This is a genomic window from Staphylococcus sp. AtHG25, from assembly GCF_003217445.1.
GTDB classification, from domain to species: Bacteria; Bacillota; Bacilli; order Staphylococcales; family Staphylococcaceae; genus Staphylococcus; species Staphylococcus haemolyticus.
In genome coordinates this window covers 186,161-211,051 of the sequence record NZ_QJSN01000001.1, presented here as the reverse complement: position 1 = coordinate 211,051, position 24,891 = coordinate 186,161, and the positions used below count along the sequence as shown (strand labels likewise).

23 protein-coding genes and 2 pseudogenes are annotated in these 24,891 nt (G+C 34.4%); 15 read left to right on the top strand and 10 right to left on the bottom strand.

All coding sequences use genetic code 11. The features are described 5' to 3' along the window. The first annotated feature begins 16 nt into the window (after positions 1-16). From BDW31_RS00960 to BDW31_RS00935, 6 genes are all read left to right on the top strand, one after another. A complete protein-coding gene (locus BDW31_RS00960) occupies positions 17-853 on the top strand; it encodes a CPBP family intramembrane glutamic endopeptidase (protein WP_053024401.1) in 837 nt (278 codons plus the stop codon). A gap of 76 nt (positions 854-929) precedes the next feature. Continuing rightward, a complete protein-coding gene (locus BDW31_RS00955) occupies positions 930-1,340 on the top strand; it encodes a MerR family transcriptional regulator (protein WP_053024402.1) in 411 nt (136 codons plus the stop codon). Then, positions 1,333-1,887, top strand: coding sequence for an NAD(P)H-dependent oxidoreductase (locus BDW31_RS00950; RefSeq protein WP_053024403.1), 555 nt, complete (start codon positions 1,333-1,335; stop codon positions 1,885-1,887). Before BDW31_RS00955 ends, BDW31_RS00950 begins: the two co-directional genes overlap by 8 nt. A 96-nt stretch (positions 1,888-1,983) precedes the next feature. After that, a complete protein-coding gene (locus BDW31_RS12345) occupies positions 1,984-2,838 on the top strand; it encodes a CPBP family intramembrane glutamic endopeptidase (protein WP_142641252.1) in 855 nt (284 codons plus the stop codon). Positions 2,839-2,856: 18 nt separating this feature from the next. Further along, complete coding sequence (locus tag BDW31_RS00940) at positions 2,857-3,714, top strand: CPBP family intramembrane glutamic endopeptidase (protein WP_110708965.1); 858 nt, start codon at positions 2,857-2,859, stop codon at positions 3,712-3,714. Between the two features lie 152 nt (positions 3,715-3,866). Then, positions 3,867-4,271 (top strand): NINE protein, encoded by a 405-nt coding sequence (locus tag BDW31_RS00935; RefSeq protein ID WP_080287549.1) that lies wholly within the window; start codon positions 3,867-3,869, stop codon positions 4,269-4,271. A gap of 692 nt (positions 4,272-4,963) precedes the next feature. On the opposite strand, the pseudogene BDW31_RS12645 reads toward BDW31_RS00935, so the two are convergent. Continuing rightward, positions 4,964-5,047 (bottom strand): annotated as a pseudogene (locus tag BDW31_RS12645) (hypothetical protein); the annotation flags it as partial. Here BDW31_RS12645 and BDW31_RS00930 point away from each other — a divergent pair. The 3 genes from BDW31_RS00930 (at position 5,007) to arcC (ending at position 8,248) form a co-directional block, all read left to right on the top strand. Continuing rightward, complete coding sequence (locus tag BDW31_RS00930; RefSeq protein WP_229664809.1) at positions 5,007-5,996, top strand: PTS sugar transporter subunit IIC; 990 nt, start codon at positions 5,007-5,009, stop codon at positions 5,994-5,996. The pseudogene BDW31_RS12645 and the gene BDW31_RS00930 sit on opposite strands and share 41 nt — an antisense overlap. Before the next feature lie 305 nt (positions 5,997-6,301). Then, complete coding sequence (argF, locus tag BDW31_RS00925; RefSeq protein WP_037550791.1) at positions 6,302-7,300, top strand: ornithine carbamoyltransferase; 999 nt, start codon at positions 6,302-6,304, stop codon at positions 7,298-7,300. An 18-nt stretch (positions 7,301-7,318) separates the two neighbouring features. Further along, positions 7,319-8,248, top strand: coding sequence for a carbamate kinase (gene arcC, locus BDW31_RS00920; protein WP_110708963.1), 930 nt, complete (start codon positions 7,319-7,321; stop codon positions 8,246-8,248). A 252-nt stretch (positions 8,249-8,500) separates the two neighbouring features. Here the strand turns inward: arcC and lplA are convergent, their stop codons facing one another. From lplA to BDW31_RS00895, 5 genes are read right to left on the bottom strand one after another with little or no spacing between them, the layout of a single operon-like run. Beyond that, on the bottom strand, positions 8,501-9,523 hold the full coding sequence (lplA, locus tag BDW31_RS00915) for a lipoate--protein ligase (protein ID WP_110708961.1): 1,023 nt from the start codon (positions 9,521-9,523) through the stop codon (positions 8,501-8,503). Between the two features lie 11 nt (positions 9,524-9,534). Continuing rightward, positions 9,535-10,449, bottom strand: coding sequence for an SIR2 family NAD-dependent protein deacylase (locus tag BDW31_RS00910; RefSeq protein ID WP_037550785.1), 915 nt, complete (start codon positions 10,447-10,449; stop codon positions 9,535-9,537). Next, positions 10,433-11,230: a protein-ADP-ribose hydrolase gene (locus tag BDW31_RS00905; RefSeq protein ID WP_053024405.1), complete on the bottom strand. Its 798-nt coding sequence runs from the start codon at positions 11,228-11,230 to the stop codon at positions 10,433-10,435. The genes BDW31_RS00910 and BDW31_RS00905 overlap by 17 nt, the downstream gene beginning before the upstream one ends. After that, positions 11,231-11,572 carry a glycine cleavage system H family protein gene (locus BDW31_RS00900; RefSeq protein ID WP_011274595.1) on the bottom strand — a complete coding sequence of 114 codons (342 nt, stop codon included), beginning with the start codon at positions 11,570-11,572 and terminating at the stop codon, positions 11,231-11,233. Between the two features lie 21 nt (positions 11,573-11,593). Then, complete coding sequence (locus tag BDW31_RS00895) at positions 11,594-12,595, bottom strand: LLM class flavin-dependent oxidoreductase (RefSeq protein ID WP_080287548.1); 1,002 nt, start codon at positions 12,593-12,595, stop codon at positions 11,594-11,596. Between the two features lie 238 nt (positions 12,596-12,833). Between BDW31_RS00895 and BDW31_RS00890 the strand changes: the two genes are divergently transcribed. From BDW31_RS00890 to BDW31_RS00875, 4 genes are all read left to right on the top strand, one after another. After that, positions 12,834-14,027, top strand: a complete 1,194-nt coding sequence (locus BDW31_RS00890) for an NADH-dependent flavin oxidoreductase (RefSeq protein ID WP_037550781.1) — start codon at positions 12,834-12,836, stop codon at positions 14,025-14,027. Between the two features lie 230 nt (positions 14,028-14,257). Next, positions 14,258-15,223, top strand: coding sequence for a biotin synthase BioB (gene bioB, locus BDW31_RS00885; RefSeq protein ID WP_053024406.1), 966 nt, complete (start codon positions 14,258-14,260; stop codon positions 15,221-15,223). Between the two features lie 43 nt (positions 15,224-15,266). Next, complete coding sequence (locus BDW31_RS00880) at positions 15,267-15,488, top strand: hypothetical protein (RefSeq protein WP_053024407.1); 222 nt, start codon at positions 15,267-15,269, stop codon at positions 15,486-15,488. A gap of 129 nt (positions 15,489-15,617) precedes the next feature. After that, the gene (locus tag BDW31_RS00875; RefSeq protein WP_110708959.1) at positions 15,618-16,820 is read left to right on the top strand and encodes a hypothetical protein; all 1,203 of its coding nucleotides are present in this window, start codon (positions 15,618-15,620) and stop codon (positions 16,818-16,820) included. A 374-nt stretch (positions 16,821-17,194) separates the two neighbouring features. Here BDW31_RS00875 and BDW31_RS00865 read toward each other — a convergent pair whose 3' ends face one another. Together BDW31_RS00865 and BDW31_RS00860 are read right to left on the bottom strand one after the other, a co-directional pair. Then, complete coding sequence (locus BDW31_RS00865; protein WP_053024410.1) at positions 17,195-17,815, bottom strand: hypothetical protein; 621 nt, start codon at positions 17,813-17,815, stop codon at positions 17,195-17,197. Positions 17,816-17,950: 135 nt separating this feature from the next. Then, positions 17,951-19,368: pseudogene (locus tag BDW31_RS00860) on the bottom strand (anion permease). 191 nt (positions 19,369-19,559) lie between these two features. On the opposite strand from BDW31_RS00860, the gene BDW31_RS00855 reads away from it, so the two are divergent. Beyond that, positions 19,560-20,759, top strand: coding sequence for a DUF819 family protein (locus tag BDW31_RS00855; RefSeq protein WP_053024412.1), 1,200 nt, complete (start codon positions 19,560-19,562; stop codon positions 20,757-20,759). A gap of 65 nt (positions 20,760-20,824) precedes the next feature. Here the strand turns inward: BDW31_RS00855 and BDW31_RS00850 are convergent, their stop codons facing one another. Both BDW31_RS00850 and BDW31_RS00840 read right to left on the bottom strand, forming a co-directional pair. Further along, positions 20,825-21,610, bottom strand: a complete 786-nt coding sequence (locus BDW31_RS00850; protein ID WP_053024413.1) for a putative hydro-lyase — start codon at positions 21,608-21,610, stop codon at positions 20,825-20,827. Between the two features lie 275 nt (positions 21,611-21,885). Further along, positions 21,886-23,508: a BCCT family transporter gene (locus tag BDW31_RS00840; RefSeq protein ID WP_110708957.1), complete on the bottom strand. Its 1,623-nt coding sequence runs from the start codon at positions 23,506-23,508 to the stop codon at positions 21,886-21,888. A 218-nt stretch (positions 23,509-23,726) separates the two neighbouring features. Between BDW31_RS00840 and nagA the strand changes: the two genes are divergently transcribed. Continuing rightward, positions 23,727-24,884, top strand: a complete 1,158-nt coding sequence (nagA, locus tag BDW31_RS00835) for an N-acetylglucosamine-6-phosphate deacetylase (protein ID WP_053024415.1) — start codon at positions 23,727-23,729, stop codon at positions 24,882-24,884. Positions 24,885-24,891 lie beyond the last annotated feature (7 nt).

Sequence of the window (24,891 nt, the reverse complement as noted above, 5' to 3'; positions counted from 1 at the left end):
ACTTGGGAGGTACATGATGAGCTTAATAATTAAGTATTTAAAAATAATTGGTGTCATTATTTTGACGTTTGTATTAACAGTCATTGCGCAAAATATTGCTTTACTATGGCATTTGTTAGATTTGAAATCTTTTGAAACAATCTTACATGGTATCACCTATGTGGGACTTACCTTTTTATTCATTAAACTTTTAATTAATAAAGGATTTAAAGAGAAATTAAGTGACTATCGTATTAACTTACTTAAATGTAAACTCAGTTATCTATCAGTTGGCTTACTGATTCCGATTATAAATATCATCATTTATTGCGTCTTTATTCCAGGTCATTTTGAAATAACGAAAGCTGATACTGTAATAGAATATCTAGAAATGTTATTTGAAATTATTGTTTTAGGTGGAATCTGTGCACCTATAGCTGAAGAATTAACAGTACGAGGCTTATTAATGGGCTACATTGAAAAGAAAGCGAATATTATCTTTGCCATCATTGTTACATCTGTATTATTCGCTTTAGTCCATTTGTTTAATGGCGGGATGTCTGGTGTTAGTTTAATATTATTAGTCGTAAGCGGCACGGTCGCTGGTATATTGTACGGTCTGACGGCGTATAAATTTAACTCAATTTGGCCAAGTGTTTTTATGCATATGTGTTGGAATCTGTCAGACTTTGTCCACATCACAACGCATAATGATGACTACGGCGTAATTCAGTATATTATTAAAGTTAAAAACATACTCCTAACGGGTGGCGCATACGGCAATACCTCTTCCCTCGTAGCAATCGTATTATTCGTAATAGCAATAATTTTAGTTGAAAAGAAAAATGTGCAAAGAATTAACTTGAGAGACTAATTTAGTCTCTTTTTTTATTGACCTTCAAGTATAGTTTAATGATAACTTTTAAAAAACAAGGAAAGGGGATGCGAAAATGCAAATAGATGAAGTTTCCAAAAAGCTTAATATATCTAAATCAATGATTCGTTATTATGAAGAAAAAGGCTTGATTAACATTTCTAGAAATCAAAATAATTATAGGGAATTTAATCAGACTGTCTATACAACATTGAAACTTATCAAAGATTTAAAACGATTAAACTTAAGCCTAGAAGAAATAAAATATATTGTAAATTTATTTAACAAGCCTATTTCAAAGGAGTGTAACATCCAATCTACTAAGTACTTAGATCGAATTATTAAGGATTATAAAAGAAATATTAATGAACAAATTAATATATTGAATAGATTGGAACAAGTTAAGGAGCTCTCACAAGACATGAAATTTGAGGAAAATAAAACAGAAATTTTGAATATGTTAGCAGGAGTTAAAGAGTATGATTAGTATTATATATGCTGGAAATCAATCAGGGACATGTTATGGAATTTTTAACTTATTAACTCAAAAATTGGAAAATAAAGAGAAGTATATTTTCAATCTACAACTTATTAAAGAAGACATACTTATTTTAGAAAAAGGATATAAACATGAATTAACAGATAAGCAAAATGAATTTATAAATATTATTAATCAAAGTGATACATTAATATTCATTTATCCTCTATATTGGTTAAACATGCCAATGTTGCTTAAAGGATTTATTGATATGACATTTTGGCCTAATAAGGCTTTTAGTTTCAAAAATAAACAATATTATAAAAACGGTTTATGGAAAGATAAAAAAGCAATAGTTATATATACAATTGGTGGAAGTGAATGGTTTAATTTATTAAATTTGAATCTAGGTTATAGAGTATTAAAGTATCCACTAAATTTAGTTGGTATTTCTAATATAAAAAAATTTTATATTGATCAACTCAACCGAAGTAATAGGCAATCTGTAAATAAAAAAGTGAATAGTCTTGTAGAAAAGGTAATGAAATCCATATAAATAAACTAAGCACAAAGCGGTTATTAAGCTTTGTGCTTTAGTATGTTAGCCTTAAATTGCACTCATAAAAATTTAACTTGAAGGAGATAATGATTTATGGCGGTAAGGCAATTTAGTATTTATAAAATTTTGGCTTATATGATTCTCACAATTGCCATATTGGAAGTTGCAGGAGAATTAGGTGGGCTCGCTATGAATCATGGTCTAGCGAAACCTATTGGTCAACTGATAAGTGGAATTATATTTACCGTTGGGACATTGATAACATTAAAGTACATTCACTCAAAGAACCCAGACATTTTAAAAGAAATTAAATTAAAAGGGTATAGTAATAAGCGAGATTTAATCATAGCATTGGCACTACCATTTTTAATTACATTTATCGTATTAGTAATAGGTATTAGTACAGGTCTAATGCAAAATGTGAGCGTAAGTACGGATATACATATTTGGGCAATGTTTTTATTTAATTGTCTTTTCGCAGTATTATATGAGGCTTTTCCAGAAGAAGTGTTGATTCGTGGATTGATATTAAATGAGTTACGAAAAAAGTTTAAATTTATTCCATCATTATTTATCCAACCGGTATTATTTGTGATTATTGGCGGTTCAGTACATATTATTTCAAACTTAATACATTTAGGTAATCCAGAACTATTGTCAGTTGTAGGTTTAATGATTCAGTTTTTTATATTTGGCATCACGTTACAACTATATAGAGAATTTGCAGGTTCCTTATGGGCGAATATGCTGTTTCATTTAGTTTGTCTAGAAACGACTAGATTTATCTTTATGAGTTCAAGCCAATCTATCATTAAATTTCATGAAACACAACAAGGCGTTTTTGGCACATTAGGATTATTGATTGGATTATACATAGGAAGTGCGATTATTTTAGCTATTCTACTTTGGTTCAGAAAAAGAAAGTACCAAAAACTAAATCAACAATAAGGAGGTACCAAATCAACGATGCGTCGTTCATTACTTACATATATTATTTTAGTGTTCGTTTTAACCTATAGTATTGAAGGTCTTGTTTATTTAATCGGCGGACTTCAAGCTTTCTCAATAATTGCGAGTTTAACGATGTTGTTTCCTGCTATTACGGTAATCATTGTATGGGCAATTTATTATCGTGACAAAAAATTTTGGAAGTTCTTCGGACTTAGATTAGGTAAAATTAAAAATTGGTTTATACATCCATTGATGATGCTATTGGCTTTGATAATTATATACTTAGTTTCTTATATGTTGAATCCCAATCAATTTCTAAATAGCACAGAACAACAAGATAGAATGAAAGATATTTTTATTTTCCTACCAGATGTACCACTATTTATCAACTTATTGATTCCAATAATACTTAATCTATCAATAGGTATACTATTTAGTATGATTGCTTATCTAGGTGAAGAGTTAGGTTGGCGAGCTTTCATGTACCCTAAATTGACCAATATTGGAGTAACAAAAGGATTAATTTTAGGCGGCTTTATATGGGGATTATGGCATCTCCCTCTTATCTTAATGGGACATAATTATCCTAATCATCCAATTCTAGGAAATATAATGATGATATTAGTGTGTATTCCGTTTGGCATTATTCTATTTTATTCATATATCAAATCTGGAAATATCTTTGTCCCAGCGATAATGCACGGAATTTTAAATCAATTTTCAAGTACTGTAACTACTTTCTCTATAAAAGAATCACAATTCAATCCATTACTTTATGGTTCAACTGGACTTGTTGGAATAGTGATTTTTAGTTTAATTGCTTTATTTTTAATTAAAACTATCAAGAAATCAAACCATATTTATAATTTTTAATTTTAGACTGACCCTCTATTCCGGAAGGTCTTAAATTACAAAATTAATTGCATATCGCAAAATTTCTACAAAAACAACGTATTTGTTCACAATTTTCGCTAGAATAAACAAGATTTTAACCATATGATGGCAACGTAAAGGAGCGGATCAATTTGAAAACCAAGAGTGTAGGAGAACGTATTAGAAACTTAAGGAAGTCTAAAAAGATGTCTCAAGAGAGGTTGGCAGAAAAACTAAATGTTTCTCGACATTCTATTTCAAATTGGGAAAGGGATGTCAGTTCTCCAGACATACATTCATTATTGGAGATGACAGAACTTTTTGGCGTTTCTTTAAATCATTTGGTTAAAGGAGATGAACTTATAGTGAATAAATATGTTTATGCAGCGTTAGCATTTTTCTTAGGTGGCTTGGGGGCACATAGATTTTATAGAAAACAATATGGTAAAGCACTATTATATATATTATTTTGTTGGACAGGTATTCCTGGTGTAATTGGAATAATAGAGGGAGTTATAGCATTTATAAAAACTGCAGATGCCCAAGGTAATATTTAAGACATAATATGGGGTAGGGAGTGGGACAGAATTTAACTTGAATTCAGTTTCATTCCCTTGTTTTATACATAGCAAAAGCACTTATAGCATTGGGGGAACTATAAGTGCTTTAACGGCCATATTGACGTTTTGGGAAAATACAATTATTGGCTTTTAATAAAATGTATAGTAAGGATACATTTTATCGGCATGGGATCATTAGTGATTCATAAATGTACTCTATAATTTAAGGAAGTGTGAGTAATTCAATCTAAATTGAAAAGAAAAGAGCATGTAATTCAACACGTAAGAAATTACTAATGCAATGATTACCCCAAAACAAATACATCAATTATGTATCTACTTTTAATAAATACCCAATCAAATTAAAATAAAATTCTTTTTACAAACAAAAGAATAAAAATATTAACTTTATTTAAATCAAAAGTAATCTACTTTAAATTGTGCTACGCTAATAATGAATAAAAAGTCATTCCAATTAACAAATAATAATATTAAATGCGAAATTCGTATATATTCTTTTGCATAGTATTAATTTTGCTTTTTACATAAAAAATAATAAATTCCGTGGAATATAATTTGTTTTTTTAGTAAAATAGTCACCAAACGAGGATGAAAGATAACTTTAAACGTCTAAAACAGTTAACTTATATTCTCATTTTTTTATTATTTACAAGGGGATGGAAAAATTTTATGGATTTACTAATTGGTACTTTATTCTTAATTTTAGTTCTTATTATTTTTACATTATTTACGTATAAAGCGCCTAACGGAATGCGTGCGATGGGAGCACTGGCAAATGCGGCTATTGCGACATTCTTAGTCGAAGCATTCAACAAGTATGTTGGTGGAGAAGTATTCGGAATCAAATTTCTGGAAGAGTTAGGGGATGCTGCGGGAGGTCTTGGCGGTGTTGCTGCAGCTGGATTAACTGCGCTTGCGATTGGTGTATCTCCAGTCTATGCACTAGTTATTGGTGCTGCCTGTGGTGGTATGGATCTCTTACCAGGTTTCTTCGCAGGTTACCTTATCGGTTACGTTATGAAGTATACAGAGAAATATGTTCCAGATGGCGTTGATTTGATTGGTTCAGTAGTTCTACTTGCGCCACTTGCAAGATTGATTGCAGCAGGTTTAACGCCAGTCGTTAATAATACACTTTTAAAAATTGGTGACATTATTCAAAGTAGTACAGATACGAATCCAATATTTATGGGTATCGTTCTTGGCGGTATTATTACAGTTGTTGGTACTGCGCCATTAAGTTCAATGGCATTAACAGCTTTATTAGGACTAACAGGTATACCTATGGCAATCGGGGCAATGGCAGCATTTAGTTCGGCATTTATAAACGGTACATTATTCCATCGTTTAAAATTAGGTGATCGCAAGTCAACGATTTCAGTAAGCATAGAACCTTTGTCACAAGCAGATATAGTGTCAGCTAACCCAATTCCAATTTACATAACGAATTTCTTTGGTGGAGCAGCTGCAGGTTTAATAATCGCATTATCTGGCATGATCAATGATGCGACAGGTACAGCAACACCGATTGCTGGATTCCTTGTAATGTTTGGTTTTAACAATCCAATGACAGTCGTTATTTATGGCGTTGTCATGGCTATCGTTGGTGGACTTGCAGGTTGGATTGGTTCACTCGTATTTAAGAAATATCCAATTGTTACTAAACAAGATATGATTGATCGAGGTGCTAAAGACGCATAGTATTAAAAATAAACCTTCTTTGTATTGTCATTACAAAGAAGGTTTTTGGTATATAAATCCCTAAAAGAAAGTATTTACTAAATAAGTTTAATAATACTGTTTTATGTGTAATAATAAAATCGTAAAAATCATAGTAATCACTTTCATTATAGCGCTAAAAATTGTAAATATATCAAAAAACATGTTATTGTAAACATTTTGTCAATTATACATAAATAATTTATAAAGTTATTTAAAAAGTGTTGTATTATATTTTGCAATCGCTTACAATACATGTGAAAGATATCACAAAGGAGTTGTACAAGATGCAAAATTTAAGAAACAGAAGTTTTTTAACACTATTAGACTTTTCACAAAAAGAGGTTGAGTTTTTACTAAATCTATCAGAGGATTTAAAACGTGCGAAATACGCCGGTATAGAACAGCAAAAACTTAAAGGTAAAAACATCGCATTAATTTTTGAAAAAGATTCTACTCGTACACGTTGTGCGTTTGAAACTGCAGCATATGATCAAGGCGCTCACGTGACATATCTTGGACCAACTGGAAGCCAAATGGGTAAAAAAGAATCTGCGAAAGATACTGCTCGTGTATTAGGTGGTATGTATGATGGAATCGAATACCGCGGCTTCTCACAACGTACTGTTGAAGAATTAGCGAAATATTCAGGTGTGCCTGTGTGGAACGGCTTAACAGATGAAGATCATCCAACTCAAGTACTTGCTGACTTCTTAACAGCAAAAGAAGTATTGAAAAAACCTTACCATGAAATCAACTTCACATATGTTGGAGATGGACGTAACAATGTAGCAAATGCATTAATGCAAGGTGCAGCTATCATGGGAATGACTTTCCACTTAGTTTGCCCTAAAGAATTAAATCCAACTGATGAGTTATTAAAACGTTGTAAAGAAATCGCAGCTAAAAATGGTGGCGAAATCTTAGTAACTGATGACATCGATGAAGGTGTTAAAGGATCAGACGTTATCTACACAGACGTTTGGGTATCAATGGGTGAACCTGACGAAGTTTGGGAAAAACGTATCAAGTTATTAGAACCATATCGTGTAACTAAAGAAATGATGGAAAAAACTGGTAACCCACGTGCCATCTTTGAACACTGCTTACCATCATTCCACGATACTGAAACTAAAATTGGTAAAGAAATCCAAGAAAAATATGGCTTAACTGAAATGGAAGTTGCTGACGAAGTCTTTGAAAGTGAACAATCTGTTGTCTTCCAAGAAGCTGAAAACAGAGCACACACTATTAAAGCTGTAATGGTTGCAACTTTAGGAGAATAATTGAAGGGAGACCTACCTATGTCTAAAATCGTAGTGGCTTTAGGTGGTAACGCTTTAGGACAATCACCTGAAGAGCAATTAGAATTAGTTAAAGGAACAGCTAAATCATTAGTTAGCTTAATCCAAAAAGGTTATGAAGTTGTAATCAGCCATGGTAATGGACCACAAGTCGGCAGTATTAATTTAGGATTAAATTATGCAGCTGAAAATGGTCAAGGACCAGCGTTTCCATTCCCAGAATGTGGCGCAATGAGTCAAGCTTATATTGGTTATCAATTACAAGAAAGTTTATTAAATGAACTTCATGCTTTAAATATTGATAAACAAGTGGTTACATTAGTGACTCAAGTTGAAGTAGATGGTGATGACCAAGCATTCAATAATCCTACGAAACCAATTGGCTTATTCTATACAAAAGAACAAGCGGAACAAACAATGAAAGAAAAAGGTTACAAATTCGTAGAAGACTCTGGACGAGGTTATCGTCGTGTTGTACCTTCTCCAATGTCAATCAACATTGTAGAACTAGATAGCATTGAAACATTAATTAAACACGGTACATTAGTTATTGCAGCTGGTGGTGGCGGTATCCCAGTTGTTAAAAAAGAAGGTAACTATAAAGGCGTCGATGCTGTTATCGATAAAGATAAAACAAGCGCTTTACTTGCGGCACACTTAAAATCAGATCAATTAATTATCTTAACAGCAGTAGATTATGTTTATATTAATTACGGTAAAGATAATCAAGAAGCTTTAGGTGAAGTAACAGTGGATGAAATGAATCAACATATTGCTGACGGTCAATTCGCAAAAGGTAGTATGTTACCTAAAGTAGAAGCGGCATTACAATTTATCGAGAAAAATCCGGAAGGTAGTGTATTAATTACATCTCTTGAAGATTTAGGAGATGCCCTAGACGGTAAAATTGGTACATTAATTAAAAAATAATAAACGCGATTAACTTTTGACATGGTTATACAATAACACTCAATACATTTTAATAAATAAGTTGAACCTGGGCTTAATGTGTGTGATTTACATACGTAAGCTCAGGTTTTTTAGTGGTCTTTTGGGTATTAAAAATCCCCTCACTAGTTGGCGTAGTGAGGGGATTGATGTTTACTAAATGTATTATGAAACTTGTTAAAATATTTCAATATCAGAAAGTGTAAAATGCGACTTCAAATTACTTTATTGTAATTAACTCAATATAAATGCCACAAATTCTTCTACGCTAAGATTGTCAAAGTAGAACTTTAAATCAATGTCATTCAAACGTTCAATCAAGTCAGCTTTGACCATACGCGTACCAATTAAATGTTCTTCAACATCGTGAATGTTACCTTGACCAAAGAAATCGCCATAAATACGACAAGCGGCAATACGGTTATGTTCAATTGATAGGGAAATATCAATTGTGCCACAACTAAAGCGCTCATTTCGATTGTATTCATATCGTGGTGAACGGCCATAGTTCCATTCCCAATTATCATACTTTTCAGCGACTAATTGATCGATGCCAGCCCAATCTTCGTCTGTTAATTCATAGCGTTTGGCATCTTTAATGTCATCTATTCCCATAATTTGCTTAATCATGAGATCTTTGAATTCATGAATGGTGATGTCTTGATATTTAGGGTCTAATGCATCGCGGATTTGACCGACGCGGGCACGTACTGATTTGATGCCTTTAGATTCAATCTTCTTACGGTTTGGTTTCAATACGTTGACCATGGCGTCGTAATCGACATCTAATAGTAATGAATAACCACCATAAATACGGTTATTCAATAATGTCATCGCAGCACCTGAAATTTTCTTGTCATTTAAAGCGAGATCATTACGACCACTTTGAATGACGTCAGTTGCGCCTAAATTATGTAACGCTTGAATAGCAGGGCGATAGAAGCGTTGGAAATCACCATAAATGGATGTATCCTGTTCTAAAATACAACATACGTTGACGGCACCATCGTCGACGTAAACTGCGCCACCGCCTGTATCACGACGTACGACTTTAATGTTGTTCTCATCGACGTAGTCTTGATTGATTTCAACCGCTGTATTCTGGAAACGACCGATTTCTACTTTAGGTTGGCAATAATAAGGAAGTAAAATATCTTCGTCTAGAAAGATATTGTTATTAATATATACTTGCATCGCCAAGTTTACGGCGCCATCATCGATATATTTACCATTACGAATAGGTTTTATTAAATACATGTTTTCGTCTCCTAAGTTGTTAATTGTCTTTGTGCGTTAATGATTAATGATGCTATATCTTCAGTGAGATGAATGGTTCTATCTTGAATTGATTTAGGGATGCGATACGCTTTCTTGTTTAACGTCATAAACACGGCATTGGGATTGTGACGCGTCATACGTTGGAAAGGATGTTTCACAAATTGTGGTGTCGTATAACCAATACCAATTTCAAGATATAACACTTTGCCATTCTTATGAGTATCTAGAAAATGATTGTAGCGATCTAATTGTGCATGGAAATCTGCATCTTCAACCATGCCAACTTGTGCTTTACGTTTGTTAATCTCCATAGGGGCATCACATTTTGGACAATGTGGAATCAACTCATATGGGATTTTCATGTCTTCTTGTTTAGCTACCATTTCGCGAATGGCATTATCATCACGATATGTTTGTGCATGACAGTGTTGGCTACATTGCCAAAGAATGTATTCTCCTTGAATATGGAATACTTTATTTAAATCATAATCTGCCACTAAAAAGGCATTATCTGCATTGGTCGTAATAATATGATAATCCTTGTGTTCAAGTATCTTTTTAAGTGCAACGTAAGAAGGGCCGACAGGTTGGTCTAAGTAGTTCAACTTCACGAAACGACTTTCAAATGCCCAATATTCTTGCCAACTATCAAACGGGTGCAAACTCGCTTGCAACATATCGAAGAAATTATATTTCTCAATAAAGTCGGGAAAGTTCTGCGTAAAACGTTCACCAATGTAAGTGAAACCGTCTGAAGCAGACATACCAGCGCCTATGCCAACAACAATGGCATCAGCTTCATCAATGGCTTGTGCCAAGATATCCGTTTGAGTGGCGTCTTGTTGTTGCGCCTTATCAAGCGCTATCCAATTCTCGTTATGCGTTGGGTTATCTGTTGTTGTCATTGAAAGCCTCCTTATATAGTTCTAAATCTCTATCTGTAAATACATTAAAGAGTACTTTCAACTCTGAGCCAGTTTCATGTAAATATTGACGTGTCGTTTCAATCGCTATACGACTTGCCTCATCTTGTGGGAATCCAAAGACACCTGTTGAAATACAACAGAATGCTAAGTGTCTTAACCCCTTTTCATCGGCAAGCGCTAGACAGCTATGATAACAACGTGCAAGTAAATCTTTATTCATCTGAGATACAGGTTGTTTACGAATTTGTGGGCCAACTGTATGAATGACATACTTGGCTGGTAAATTATAAGCAGAGGTAATCTTTGCTTTACCAACACCTTCTTTACGTCCTTGTTGCTCAATTATATGAGCGCAATCGAAACGTAACTGTACACCAGCCTTGGTATGAATAATGTTATCTATGCAGTCGTGATTCGCTTGCATACATCCTAAGAATCGGCTATTCGCTGCGTTGACGATACCGTCAATATCAAGTGTTGTGATGTCACCTTGCCATAAATATAATGGCTCATCTGAAACAGGCGTTAAATCATCAATATGTTTAATGTCTTGTTGGTTGTTTAATGTAGATAAATAGGCATCTTGAATATCTAAGTACTCAGAACTGACAGGCTTTGGAGGGCGCACATTGGCTAAACCTCGATAAAGTTCCCATTGTTCTGTGTCAGTGTGAGGGAAGTCTAAAGGCTTGTCGCCATATTGTTCCTTCCACATCGTTTCAATAAGATAAGCTAAACGTTCTTGTTGGTTCACTGGCATTTAGTCCTCATCTGGATCTGGTAATGCGTCGTATGCTGCTTCATCTACATTTTCTAATTTAACTAACCAGTTTTCTTCTGGTTTTTCAGAATTTAAAATCGCTGGTTCATCTTCAGCTTTCGTATTACGTTCGACGATTTTACCTGCAAGTGGAGATTGCACATCTAATACAGTTTTCGATGCTTCGATACTTACAATTTCATCATTGACGTTAACGTCGTCTGGTCCCATAAATTCTACATAACCTACTGTACCTACGTCATCTTGTAATTCAGGTGTCATGCGATAAATATATTGGTTTCCTACCTTTTCGACATATAAATAATTAGCTAATTTAGCCATTTCATTTCATCCTTTCTCTATTTATAAATACGCTTGTGCTATGTGTTCAATCGTTCGACATCGTTGATCGATGTCTGGTAATAGCGGTACGACTAAGACCTCATCCGCCTTAAATTCTTGGATCATTGCGTCCAAGCGGGGTTTCACTTGCTCGATTGTGCCAGCTAAGATACGTGCACGGTGCTGAGTTATGACACGTTTATCACGTTCACTTAAGTTGTATTGTCTTGCTGTTTCGATAGATGGGAAGCGGTCGAACTCGGCAAATTGACGTTTCCCTAATAACCATACGTCAAGAGCGTGTAGTAGGTCTTGCGCTTCTTCTTCAGTGTCCGTTACAATCGCAAACGTTGTTAACATGACTGTGGGTGACATGTTTAACGCAGTTTGTTGAAAGTGTTCACGATACGTTTCTACTGACGCTTTAGCTGCATCAATCTTATCTTGGCTAGGTAATAAGAATGTTCCTAAGGTGTAGCCCATGCCTTGTGTAGCAGCTAATTTAGCTGAGCGTTGACTCGCACTTAAGAGCCACATTTCTGGATGACGTGATAGGTGAGGTTGACTAATGACTTGTCCTACACGTTGTTCCTCTGGTGCTCGCGTCAAATAATGACGAATATCTTCAATGCTTTGTGAATAATCAAGATAGTCACGTTTGTCCTCATCCATTGCACGTTTGACCACCGCTGTACCTGGATTATTGCCGATACCCAAGTCAACCCGACCAGGATGGAGTGCCTCTAGCATTTTAAAATTTTCGGCCACTTTAAACGGGCTATAGTGAGGCAACATGACGCCACCAGAGCCTAACTTAATACGCTTCGTTTCCCCTAACAAATGCATCATTAAGAGTTCAGGACTACCACTCGCAAACGCTGGAACATCATGATGTTCTGTTAACCAGAAACGCTTGTAGCCTAAGTCATCAGCGAGTTTCGCAAGTCTTGTGGTATCTTGTAAAGCTTGTGTCGCATTCTTGCCTTCATCAATCATGGCGTAATCTAATATATTGAAATCCACTTGGCGCTCATCTCCAAAGTTAATTGTTTAGTCCCTTAATTATAATACCCACCACCATTTTAACGTGTTTAGTGAAATTTTGTAGGAATTTAGTTTATACGTCACACAAATGTTCTAATGCTTTTCTTCTTTTCCTGAAAAGGGGTGTCCAAACAGTTCACAAACAAGTCGATTGAGTAATGTCATAAAGCATGATACTTTGAAAATAATACATAAAGAACGAAAGAGGATGTCATAAATGTCGAAATTCGCACCATTGCTAGAACCTATTACATTACCTAATGGCATTACATTAGCTAATCGATTTGTCCTTTCGCCCATGACGACGAATTCTTCTACTAAAGAAGGCCATATTACAGAGGAAGACATACGTTATGCGAAACGTCGTGCTGATTCAGCAGGATTGCAAGTGACTGGCGCAGCATATATTGAGCCATATGGTCAGTTGTTTGAATATGGATTTAATATTTCTGATGATGCCTGCATTCCCGGTTTAAGAAAAGTGGCTCAAGCTATGAAACAAGATGGCCATAAAGCGATAATTCAACTTGCACATGCTGGAAGATTCTCAAATACTGCGATTATGAATTATGGGGAAGTCTATGGCCCAAGTCCAATGACGTTACACTCTCCAATTAAACATGACGTTTTAGAAATGTCGGTGGAGAAAATTCATGACGTCATACAACAATATGCCGATGCAACATCTCGAGCAATTCAAGCGGGATTTGATGGCGTTGAAATCTCCGTTGCACAACGTTTACTCATTCAAACTTTCTTCTCTAAGTTCTCCAATCAACGACATGATCAATATGGTGTAGATTCGTTAGAGAACCGAGCACGCTTTGGCTTAGAAGTCATGCAGGCAGTACAAAAAGTCATCGATGAAGAGGCACCAAGTGATTTCATATTCGGTTACAGAGCGACACCTGAAGAGACAAGAGGTAGTGATTTAGGCTATACAGTTGATGAATTTAATCAACATTTAGATTGGGTCATGGAAGTCGCAAATATTCATTATTTGGCTATCGCAAGTTGGGGACGCAATATTTATCAGAATAAGACGCGTACACCAGGCGATAATTATGGACGTCGCGTCAATCAGGTCGTATATGAGTATTTAAATGGACGTGTGCCGTTGATTGCGAGTGGTGGTATTAATACACCTGAAACAGCACTAGATGCTTTAAATAACGCTGATATGGTTGGCATGTCATCACCATTTGTCACAGAACCTGACTTCGTTCATAAATTGGCAGAAGGACGTGAAGATGACATTGATTTACATGTACATCCAGATGAATTAGATGAACTTGCCATTCCACATGCGGCGTTTAAAGACATCGTTCAAATGATGGATTACGGAGAAGGACTGCAGAAGAAAACACGCGATGAATTGCGTAAATTAGAGAAAAATTACGATGAAGAGTAGGGCGCAAGGCATAAATCGAATGTGTTAAAAAGATTTGGTTGCCTTGCAATGATGACTAGTACGGAGAATATGTTGATACAGGTTGGGATGTTTTAATACATTCCAGCCTTTTGTTTTGGTTAATTTCTAGCTAAATATTTAATTTTTCACGTTGTTAATGTAAACTTACTTATATATAAAGTTTACATTTAGGTTTTTACGGGATTTTTTAAAGTAAGGAGTTTAACAACATGAGATTAAATTTAGCAGAACGTATCTTAAATCAAGACGTACTAAGTAAAGAAGAAGCTTTAGCATTATTTGAAGATGAAACGATTGATACATTTGAATTATTAAATGAGGCATATATCATTCGAAAACACTTTTTCGGAAAAAAAGTGAAACTCAATATGATATTAAATGCGAAGAGTGGAATTTGTCCAGAAGACTGTGGCTATTGCGGTCAATCGGTGAAAATGAAAGAAAAACAGCGCTATGCGTTAGTTGAACCTGACAAAATTAAAGCTGGTGCACAGGTAGCGACGGAGAATCACATTGGCACATATTGTATTGTTATGAGTGGACGTGGGCCTACATATAGAGAGGTTGATCATATCTGTGAGACGGTTCATGATATTAAGGCGTTGCATCCTCAACTTAAAATTTGTGCATGTCTAGGGTTAACGAATGAAACACAAGCTGAGAAGTTAAAAGAAGCGGGTGTAGATCGCTATAATCATAATTTAAATACGAGTGAACGTTACCATAGCGAAGTCGTGACGACACATACATATGAAGATCGTGTACGTACGGTTGAAATCATGAAAGAGAATCACATCTCACCATGTTCTGGTGTGATATGTGGGATGGGGGAAACGAATGAGGATATTATTGATATGGCATTTGCGTTGAAGGAAATTGACGCTGATAGTATTCCGATTAATTTCTTACATCCAATCAAAGGGACAAAATTTGGCGGACTCGATTTGTTATCACCGATGAAATGTTTGAGAATTATCACGATGTTTCGACTCATCAATCCATCTAAAGAAATACGTATTGCAGGTGGGCGTGAAGTCCATTTACGTTCTTTACAAGCCATCTCATTAAAAGCAGCCAATTCCATCTTTGTAGGTGATTATCTGATTACAGGGGGACAACCGAATGAACTCGATTATCAAATGATTGAAGATCTAGGGTTTGAGATTGATGGGTAATTAGGAAGACTTTGATATTTGATAAGATAAAAGAGAATAATATTTGGAAAAGGATAAAAATAACATGTCATCTAAACAATCATCATTTGGAGATAAACGTTGGCATAACATTTTATTAATAGTAGTGGGTATATGGGTATTCTGTATATTTTATTTTGTAATGGGTGTTAATGTGGCATATGCATTAATGTTTTTATATGCGCCACTTACTATAGGCATAGTTAATTCAGGCAAACTTAGAGAAAAAGACGACAGAAATCACTGAATTACGAATTAATAATATAATCCCATATATTGTCCTTGTTAAGTGATTAAATGTAAGTGATGAGACGACTATCACTAAACATAAACGTTATCGTAGAAGTCTCACTTATTAGGAATGGGGCGAGGACAAATGAAAGAGAAATTTGAAAAGATCTTATTAGATAATACAATATTTAATAAAAAAGAATTTATGGAAAAATACAATCCATGGGAACAAGAGAGAGCTACACATCTTATTAATAATTATTTAAAGCTAATGGATAAAGAGAATGAATCTAGTTATTTTACTGGTGATTTCAATTACAACAGTGAAAACTTTTCTTGGCTAGCGATTGAAGAGAATTTAGAAAATAAGTATTTAAAAACAGATAATAGAAATCAATTTCCTAAAAATATACATTATGGTTTACCAAACCAAATACATGGAGATATTGATAAATCAACAATTTTTCAATGCTTACTTAATCCTAATATTGCTATTTTGGATAATAAAAGTGAACCTGAAAATCTAGAAGATTTTTTTGATGAATTTGAAATCACAGATACTGGGGATTTAAGTGCAAAATTCTCAAACTATTCAAATGAAGAAAGAATTAAAGAGCATATTGTGGATACTGAAAGCTCAATGTTAAGTAAAGAGCTATTGAACTTAATAAAATTAGATGAATCCAATTTCAAAGAATTAATGAGTGGTGTAAAAAAATTAACGAATAGGTTTTATTATTTAGGCGAGTATTTTTATCCTCTGTTAACAAGTGATAACGAGAGTACTAAAGTTTTTCGAAAGCTAAAAAAAGATTTAGGAAAAGAAGAGAATTATTATACAGTAAAAGAGAATGCTGAAAAATTAAAGACGTGTAATCTTGAAATTTTTCCATTTCGTTCGAAAGAACCCAAATTAGGTTTTGGAAAAAATAACTTCGGTAGAGAGCTAGTTGAAACAGAAGTAAATACGGTACTATTAGGTGCTCGTATTATTTTAAGAAGAATAGCATTATATCTTCAAGGTGATTTAAGCAATAAAGTCCAACCTATATTCATCTTTAGAAGATATGATTTAGTATGGAAAAATCTTATTGAGACGGTATTAAAAAATGATTATAGAGTTAATGATGAAGATACTAAAGAAATGTTAAAAGAAATTGAAGATGAATATTTTTATTTCTTTAAAAGTAGACATAATAATCAGGTTTCAAGTGGAAAAATATCAAAAGGTAATTTGAAAAAAAGCGATAATAGCGTAAGTAAATGTCAGAGAAATTTGACAGAAGAAGAATTTTTAAATTTAAAAAGTAACCATGACACGCTTATTTTGGAAAATAATGAAGAATAAAACAAAACCACTTATCTATCAATGTAACTATATAAGTGGCTTCTATTATTTTATAAACGTTCTATGTTTTCACGTACTTTGTGAGCATCAGATCCTGCATAACGTACTTTACGATTTGCTTCAGAGACCTCTCTGTCTTTCAAAAGAACGGTATGTGATTGGGAAAAAAGAAAATGAAGAGTGCGCAAAAAACCGCCATTACCGATTAAGGTAATGACGGCGCTAACAATTGTAAGGTGCATATTTGCACACCACACAATTGTATTTTTATTATTTTTTTAATAAATTTAAGAACGAGTTTAAACTTGCATTTGAAGCACTGATTTTGGCTTTTCTAGATTCACGTGTAGCAAGTTTAGCAGCGTATCTAGAAGCTAAAACATCTCAATTTGTATTTGGTCATTTTGCTTTATAATATAGTCTTGTTTGGCTTCTAATCTTGATTGATGTTCTTCAAGCTCAAACAGGTTAATTGCCTCTTTTATGTTGTCAGCACGATATGTAAGAAAATAATCATACATTTTAGATGCAGCATAAGCATTACAATATTTCTCTGGAATACGTTTATATATATCTATTTCATTTAAAACAGTTGCTACTTCATTTTTAACTTTATTGGCTTCATTAATTCTATTAATTGAAGAAGTAAAATGATTTTTATGAATTAATCTATTACGTGTAAACGAGTATTTTATAGAGTTGAGAAAAGCAGGATTATTTTTAGAATATTTTTTAATTCTGATGAAATATATTATATACACTATTAAACCAAGTAGTACATATCTGAATTTTAAATAAATAGATGATAATAATAAGAAAAATAATATAAAAATAACTAATCGATATATTAATGTATTTCTACGTATAATTTTAATTACTTTATCTCTAATATAGATATTTTCTTCATCAATTATATTATTTTGTTCATTTACCATTTGACTAGCCTTAATACATAACGTTAAGTCTTTTAGAGTGCTTTCTTGAGGTTCATTCAAAGTTGTCACTTTTATTCTGTAATAAGTATTTAGATAAATTCATTATACCGTTAATATTTATAAAATAAATAGAAAATTCTGAAAAATTCACAAAGAGAAACTCTTACTTGTATAAGTTTCTCTCCCTTAATATAGTTACATCAATCCTATCAGTTTCATCCATAATGAACCTAAACCGAGCCAGATTACAAAGTACACAACGCCTAAGACTAGGTTCATGAGCCACCAACGTTTCTGAGTGACGTAACCAGCTGCATAAAGAATAGGCGCAGGGCCACTACTGTAGTGTGTTGTAGAGGCCATTAAGTTACCAAAGAAACCAAGCATTAATGCACTAAATAACGGTGGTGCACCTGCAGCAACGGCTACACCAAGTAATGCTGCGTACATTGCACTGACGTGAGCGGTTGAGCTGGCAAATAAATAATGTGAATAGAAATAGAAGATTATTAGAATAACAAGGACGACTGGCCAACTTAGACCGCCTAAACTGTTTGCGATAGTATGGCTTAACCATGGAATAAAGCCTAATTGATTCAGTTGATCTGCCATCATCACTAACACTGAGAACCACACTAATGTATTCCAAGCACCAGTTTCATTTAAAATATCTTTCCAATCTAATACGCCTGTGATAAGTAATAAAGATAATGCGATAAACGCAGTTAATGTTGCGTCTACACCAATAAAGCTACCTACTACCCAAAGTAGTAATGCGATAATAAATACACCAATCATGAATTTTTCGGCTTTAGCAATTGACCCCATATCAGCTAATTCATTTTCGACCCAATCTTTCGCATCAGGTGTTTCTTTGACTGTTGGCGGATACATTTTATAAATAATAAATGGTATGACGATAAGTGACACAATGCCAGGAACGATGGCTGCTAAGAACCAGTTCATCCAAGTAACGTGAACATGTGCAGTCTTCTCAGCTAAGTTCTGAGAAAGTGGGTTACCGGCCATTGCAGTTAAGAACATCGCGGCAGTAATAAGGTTGCCAAGAAATTCAGTGAATATTAAAAATGACCCCACCTTACGCTCAGTACCTTGTTTCGGGTCAGAATCAAACGATTTAGAAAGCGACTGAATGATTGGAAACATAATCCCACCTGCGCGAGCAGTATTACTAGGTGTTGCTGGTGCTAAAATCAAATCCACACCGACAAGTGAGTATGCTAGACCGAGTGTCTTCTTTCCAAATAATCTTACAAACTGAAGTGCGATACGACGGCCGAGTCCAGTTTTAACGAATCCTCTAGAGATAAAGAATGCCATTGCAATCAACCAAATACTTGGATTACCGAAACCTTGAACGGCAGTCTTTGTATCGATAACACCAACTAAAACGGTTAGCGTGAACCCTATGATCGATACGGCACCAATAGGCATAGGTTGTGTGATACAGCAGATAATGGTACCTACGAATATAGCAAACATTAGCCATGCATCCAGACTTAATGATTCAGGTCTGAAAGGGGCAAGCACAGCTATAAGTATGCCTATGACTAGAGGTAATATAAATTTTTTTATTTAACAGAGTTATTCATATAGAAACCTTCTTTCCAAATTTCGAACATTTTCATACATAGAATAGTCCTATTTTTTAGCAATGTACAGAGCATTTTTACGTTTCATTGAGAATTATTATCAGTAGATTATAACGTTATAAAAATGGCATAGAATATCGAAATTAAATTATTAATAGTATAAAATGTTACTAAAGAAGGGGGATGGGATGATGTTTACAATAGGGACATTAATCGCAAAAGATGATACGTGGATATTATGGGCCATAATTATAGTTTGGGCGACAATCAGTATCTTCTTAGAACAGAAATATCAATGGGCAAGCACCATTTCAGGTGCCATCATTGCTTTAGTAGGGGCTATGTTATTATCCAATTTTAAGATTATCCCGACTGAATCGCCGGTTTATGATACGGTATGGGATTACGCGGTACCAATATCAATTCCTTTATTATTGTTCAGTTCTAATATTTTAAAGATTTGGAAGGAAAGTCGTCGATTATTATATATCTTCTTAATTGCATCAGTTGGAACATTGATAGGGACAACGGTAGGATTTATTTTACTTCATCAATGGATTCCATATTTATCAAAAATTGGCGCGATGATGACAGGAAGTTATATAGGAGGTGGCGTGAACTTTGCAGCTTTAAGCACGAAGTTTAAAACACCGAGTGACATGATTTCATCAACAGTCGTTGCAGATAATAGTGTCATGGCATTGTACTTTATGTTGTTGATTGCAATACCGTCTTTACCTATTATAAAAAGATGGTTTAAGACAGATTATCAAACTGAGTCAACACCAGAAACACAACAATCTTATTGGCAACCGAAGCAAATTCAATTATTAGATATTGCACTTTCGATAGCGATTGCAGTGGCATTAGTAGCAATCAGTTTTAAATTATCTGAGGTCATTCAACATGTGATACCGCAGTCTAATGTCCTACTTACGATACTGGTTTCTTTCTTTGGCGATCAATACTTGTTACTTACAACACTTACATTATTGGCAGTGGCTATTTGGGGAGATTTCTTTGATAAATTAGCCGGTTCTTCAGAAATTGGAACATTTATTATTTACATATTCTTTGTAGTGATAGGAACACCTGCTTCATTTATGACGATTATAAAAACAGCACCATTATTATTTATCTTTGTGATGATTATTTTAATTTTTAATCTAGGTTTAAGTTTAATACTAGGAAAGTTATTTAACTTCAAGATTGAAGAAATACTGTTGGCAAGTAATGCTACTGCTGGTGGTCCTACAACGGCAGCAGCTTTAGCTATCAGTAAAGGATGGCAAGGTCTTGTTGGACCGATACTAATTATAGGTACATTGGGTTATGTCATAGGGAACTATGCGGGCACACTTATTTATCAACTTTTAATACACATTGGATAATATAAATATATAAAGGGAGATATCTCAGCATAAATTTTAGCTGCGTATCTCCCTTTTTTTAAAAATTAATCATTTAATTCGCTATCTTTAATATCTGTAATAAACATGTGTCCGGGTGAGTGTGTAATCATTAACTCAGGTTTGGCATCAAGTGCAACAGATTGCGGTGTAACGCCACATCCCCAAAAGACTGGAATTTCGTTAGGTTTGATTGTGACGCCTTCTCCATAATCAGGCTTATCGATATCAGTGATTCCTAGTTCTTCTGGTGTGCCAATATGGATTGGCGTGCCATGAACATTCTTAAAATGTGAAGTGATCTCTGTTGCCTTAATCGCTTGAGTCATAGTCATAGGACGCATACTAATTGTGATATTACCTTTAAAGTATCCGCTTGAATGTGCTGGTATATTTGTACGATACATCGGTACATTATGACCCTCTTCAATATGACGTACAGGTAAGCCAGCTTCCAACATGGCATGCTCAAAAGTGAAACTACAACCAATTAGAAAGCTAACCATATCTTCTGTATAAAGGTCAGTGATTTCATCAACTTCTTTAATCAATTGACCATGTTCATAAATACGATATTTCGGAACTTCAGTGCGTATATCTGCATTAGGCCCATAATATGGAAAGGAATGTGCGCCAATTTCTGACACATCTAAGAGTGGGCAAGTCTTTGGATTTCTAAAACAAAATTTTAAGAAATCATAAGCATATTTCGATGGCAATATAACCACATTAGCTTGTATATAACCCTCTGCCATACCGCTTGTGTGACCGACAAGTTCTCCATCTCGAATTAATTGACGTAAGACTTCAGGTGATGTCTGTTTGTAATTCATTATAATCCCCCTTGTTTCCCCTTAATGATAGAAAGTGCTTATTACTACAATATTTTAAAATTACACATATGACAAGAGCAGTATATGCGCTATTTATTAAAAAGCTTATAGACTAAAGTGATAGAACTATTCACAAATATTGGTAATAAGCAATATAAACTTACAATAACCCAATTATCATCTATGTGATAAATGACAAAATATAGTATGAATAAAAAAATATACTTATGATTAGTCCAATTAAAGGCAGTAAATTAAAGTACAGATCCATATTGTTATTTTTCTTCATTATTTTGTTCCTTGTCTTGTTCCTTTTCATTAGATTTATTATGATCTTCTCGTTGTTCTAATGGAATAGAATAATCTTTGTCATCATCAATATAAGACATTTGGAAGTGCTTCGTATGTTCTCTGCGAAGCGCACGCATTATTGAGAGTGTCATTAGTAATAGAATGATAGAGAATGGCAAACCTGTTACAACGGATGCAGTTTGTAAGCTCGTCAAACCACCTGCAATCGTCATTGCAACTGAAATGGCACCGATGAGCAATCCCCAAATCACTTTATGTTTCACCTTTGGATTCTCGCTACCTCCTGTTGCCATGCCAGCAACAATATGTGTTGTTGAGTCTGCACTTGTCACTATGAGTAAGAATATTAAGACGACTGCTAATATGCTCGTAATATCTGCTAATGGAAATTTTGATAGTAATTCAAATAAAGCAACTGTGTAATCTTTATCTACTAATTTAGCGATGTTATCGCCACCCATAGCAATCTTAACGGCCATACCGCCAAATCCTGCAATCCATACGAATGAAATGAGTGGAGGTACGATTAAAACACACATGATAAATTCACGAATTGTACGTCCACGAGATACACGAGCGACGAAACCTCCTATGAATGGTGACCATGAGATTACCCATGCCCAGTAAAAGACGGTCCACTGTTGTATCCAAGCATTATTGCCAGAATATGGATTGATACGTAAGCTATATTCAACAAAGTGTCTGATATAGTCTCCGATTGCTAGAGTATAAGATTCAAAGATGAATTTTAAGTCTCCAAAGATAAGCATGAATAGTAGTAAAACAGCGCCTAAAATAATATTGATGTTACTTAGCCATTTAACGCCTCGATTTAATCCAGTTATCGCAGAACCTAAGAAAATACAAACCATGAGTACCGTAATAGCAATTTTTGTAATGTTATTATTTGGTACATGGAAGACATGATTCAATCCACCACTAATTTGCATGATACCAAGACCTATAGAAGTGGCAATCCCCATAACTGTAGCTATAATTGCTAAAATATCAATCACATTTCGAAATGGACGTTTGTAAGCTTGACCAAAGACAGGTTCCATTGCTGTAGAAATTAAACCATCTCGCTTCTTTCTAAATTGAAAATATGCCACGATAAGTCCAGCCATGGCGAAGATAGACCATTGTGAAATACCCCAATGGAAGAAGGTATAGCCCATAGCTACACGCGCTGACTCTGCTGATTGATTCGGAACATCTTTTGGAAACGGTGAGTGAAGATAATGTGTGAGTGGTTCAGCAACACCCCAGAATACAATACCGACACCAAGTCCCGCTGAAAATAACATACCTAACCATGATAAAAATGAAAATTCAGGTTCTTCATCATCACTGCCTAATTTGAAGCGACCGTAACGAGAAATTGCTAACGAGATTAAAAAGATATCTAAAATAAATATAATAAGTAAGAACAGCCAACCAAATGAATTAGAAATAAAATTATAAATATGCTGTGCATAGGTGCCAAATGCTTTAGGAAAGAATCCGGCCATAGCAGTAATAAGTACAATGATGGTTACGGATATCACATATACTAAATAATTGTTTTTCTTTCGCTTGTCATTCATTGTTCAATTAAGTCATCCTTTATATTTTATTTAGTTTGAGTATACCTATAATATAAAATATTTTCAAAATTCAATTTTTTTGAAATATCTTGATTTCTAAGTCATAGTGTTCTGTTTTGAAAACTTTTTCCAAAAGAGAAAATTGGCTAAATACGACCTAATGAAATGCTATAATTGAGATGAAAATTTGAAGAATTAAATAGAAAAGAAGGTATATCATGTCAACAAACTATGTCATTACAAATGGTAAAATTTATACGGAAAAGCAAGTTATTGAAAATGGATATCTTGTAGTAGAAGATGGCAAAATAAGTGATATTCAACAAGGAACGTATACTGGAGAATTAGAACAACTCGACGTGAAAGGTCAAAATGTATTACCAGGTTTCATAGATATTCATATTCATGGTGGTTATGGCGAGGATGCAATGGATGCTTCTTATGAAGGTTTGAAACATTTGGCTGAACAGTTATTATCGGAGGGAACGACAACATTTTTAGCAACGACGATGACACAATCTGATGTTAATATTGAAAAGTCATTGAAAAATATTGTGGCATATCAAGCTGATCAACAACGAGGAGAAGCAGCTGAAGTAGGTGGTGTTCATTTAGAAGGTCCATTTATTTCAGAGCATAAAGTTGGCGCACAAAATCCTAAATATGTGCAACGTCCGTCAGCGTCTAAGATTCAACATTTCCAAGAAATTGCGAATCAGCAAATCAAAATTATTACCTTTGCGCCTGAAGTTGAAGGTGCACATGATACACTCAATCAATTACATGAAGATATTATTTTTTCAATGGGGCATACTGTGGCAACGTTTGATCAAGCGAATGAAGCGGTCGACCATGGTGCTAAACACGTAACGCATCTATATAATGCTGCTACACCATTTGAACATCGCGATCCAGGTGTCTTTGGTGCGGCGTGGACGAATGAACAATTAAATACGGAAATTATAGTTGATGGTATTCATTCACATCCTGCTTCTGTACATATTGCTTATAAGCAAAAGGGAAATGAACACATGTATCTCATCACAGATGCAATGCGTGCGAAAGGGATGGAAGACGGTGAATATGATTTAGGCGGACAGAATGTCATCGTTAAAGGAAAAGAGGCTCGCTTAGCAAGTGGGGCTTTAGCAGGTAGCATCTTGAAAATGAATGACGGTTTGTATAATTTAATTGAATATACACATGATTCATTAGAGAATTTATGGCGAGTAACGAGTTTGAATCAAGCCATTGCATTGAAAATTGATGACCATAAAGGTAGTTTAGCAATCGGTAAAGATGCTGATATCGTTATGGTAAATGATACGATTCGTATTGATAAAACAATTAAATCAGGAGTTGTACATCAATATTAAAAAAATT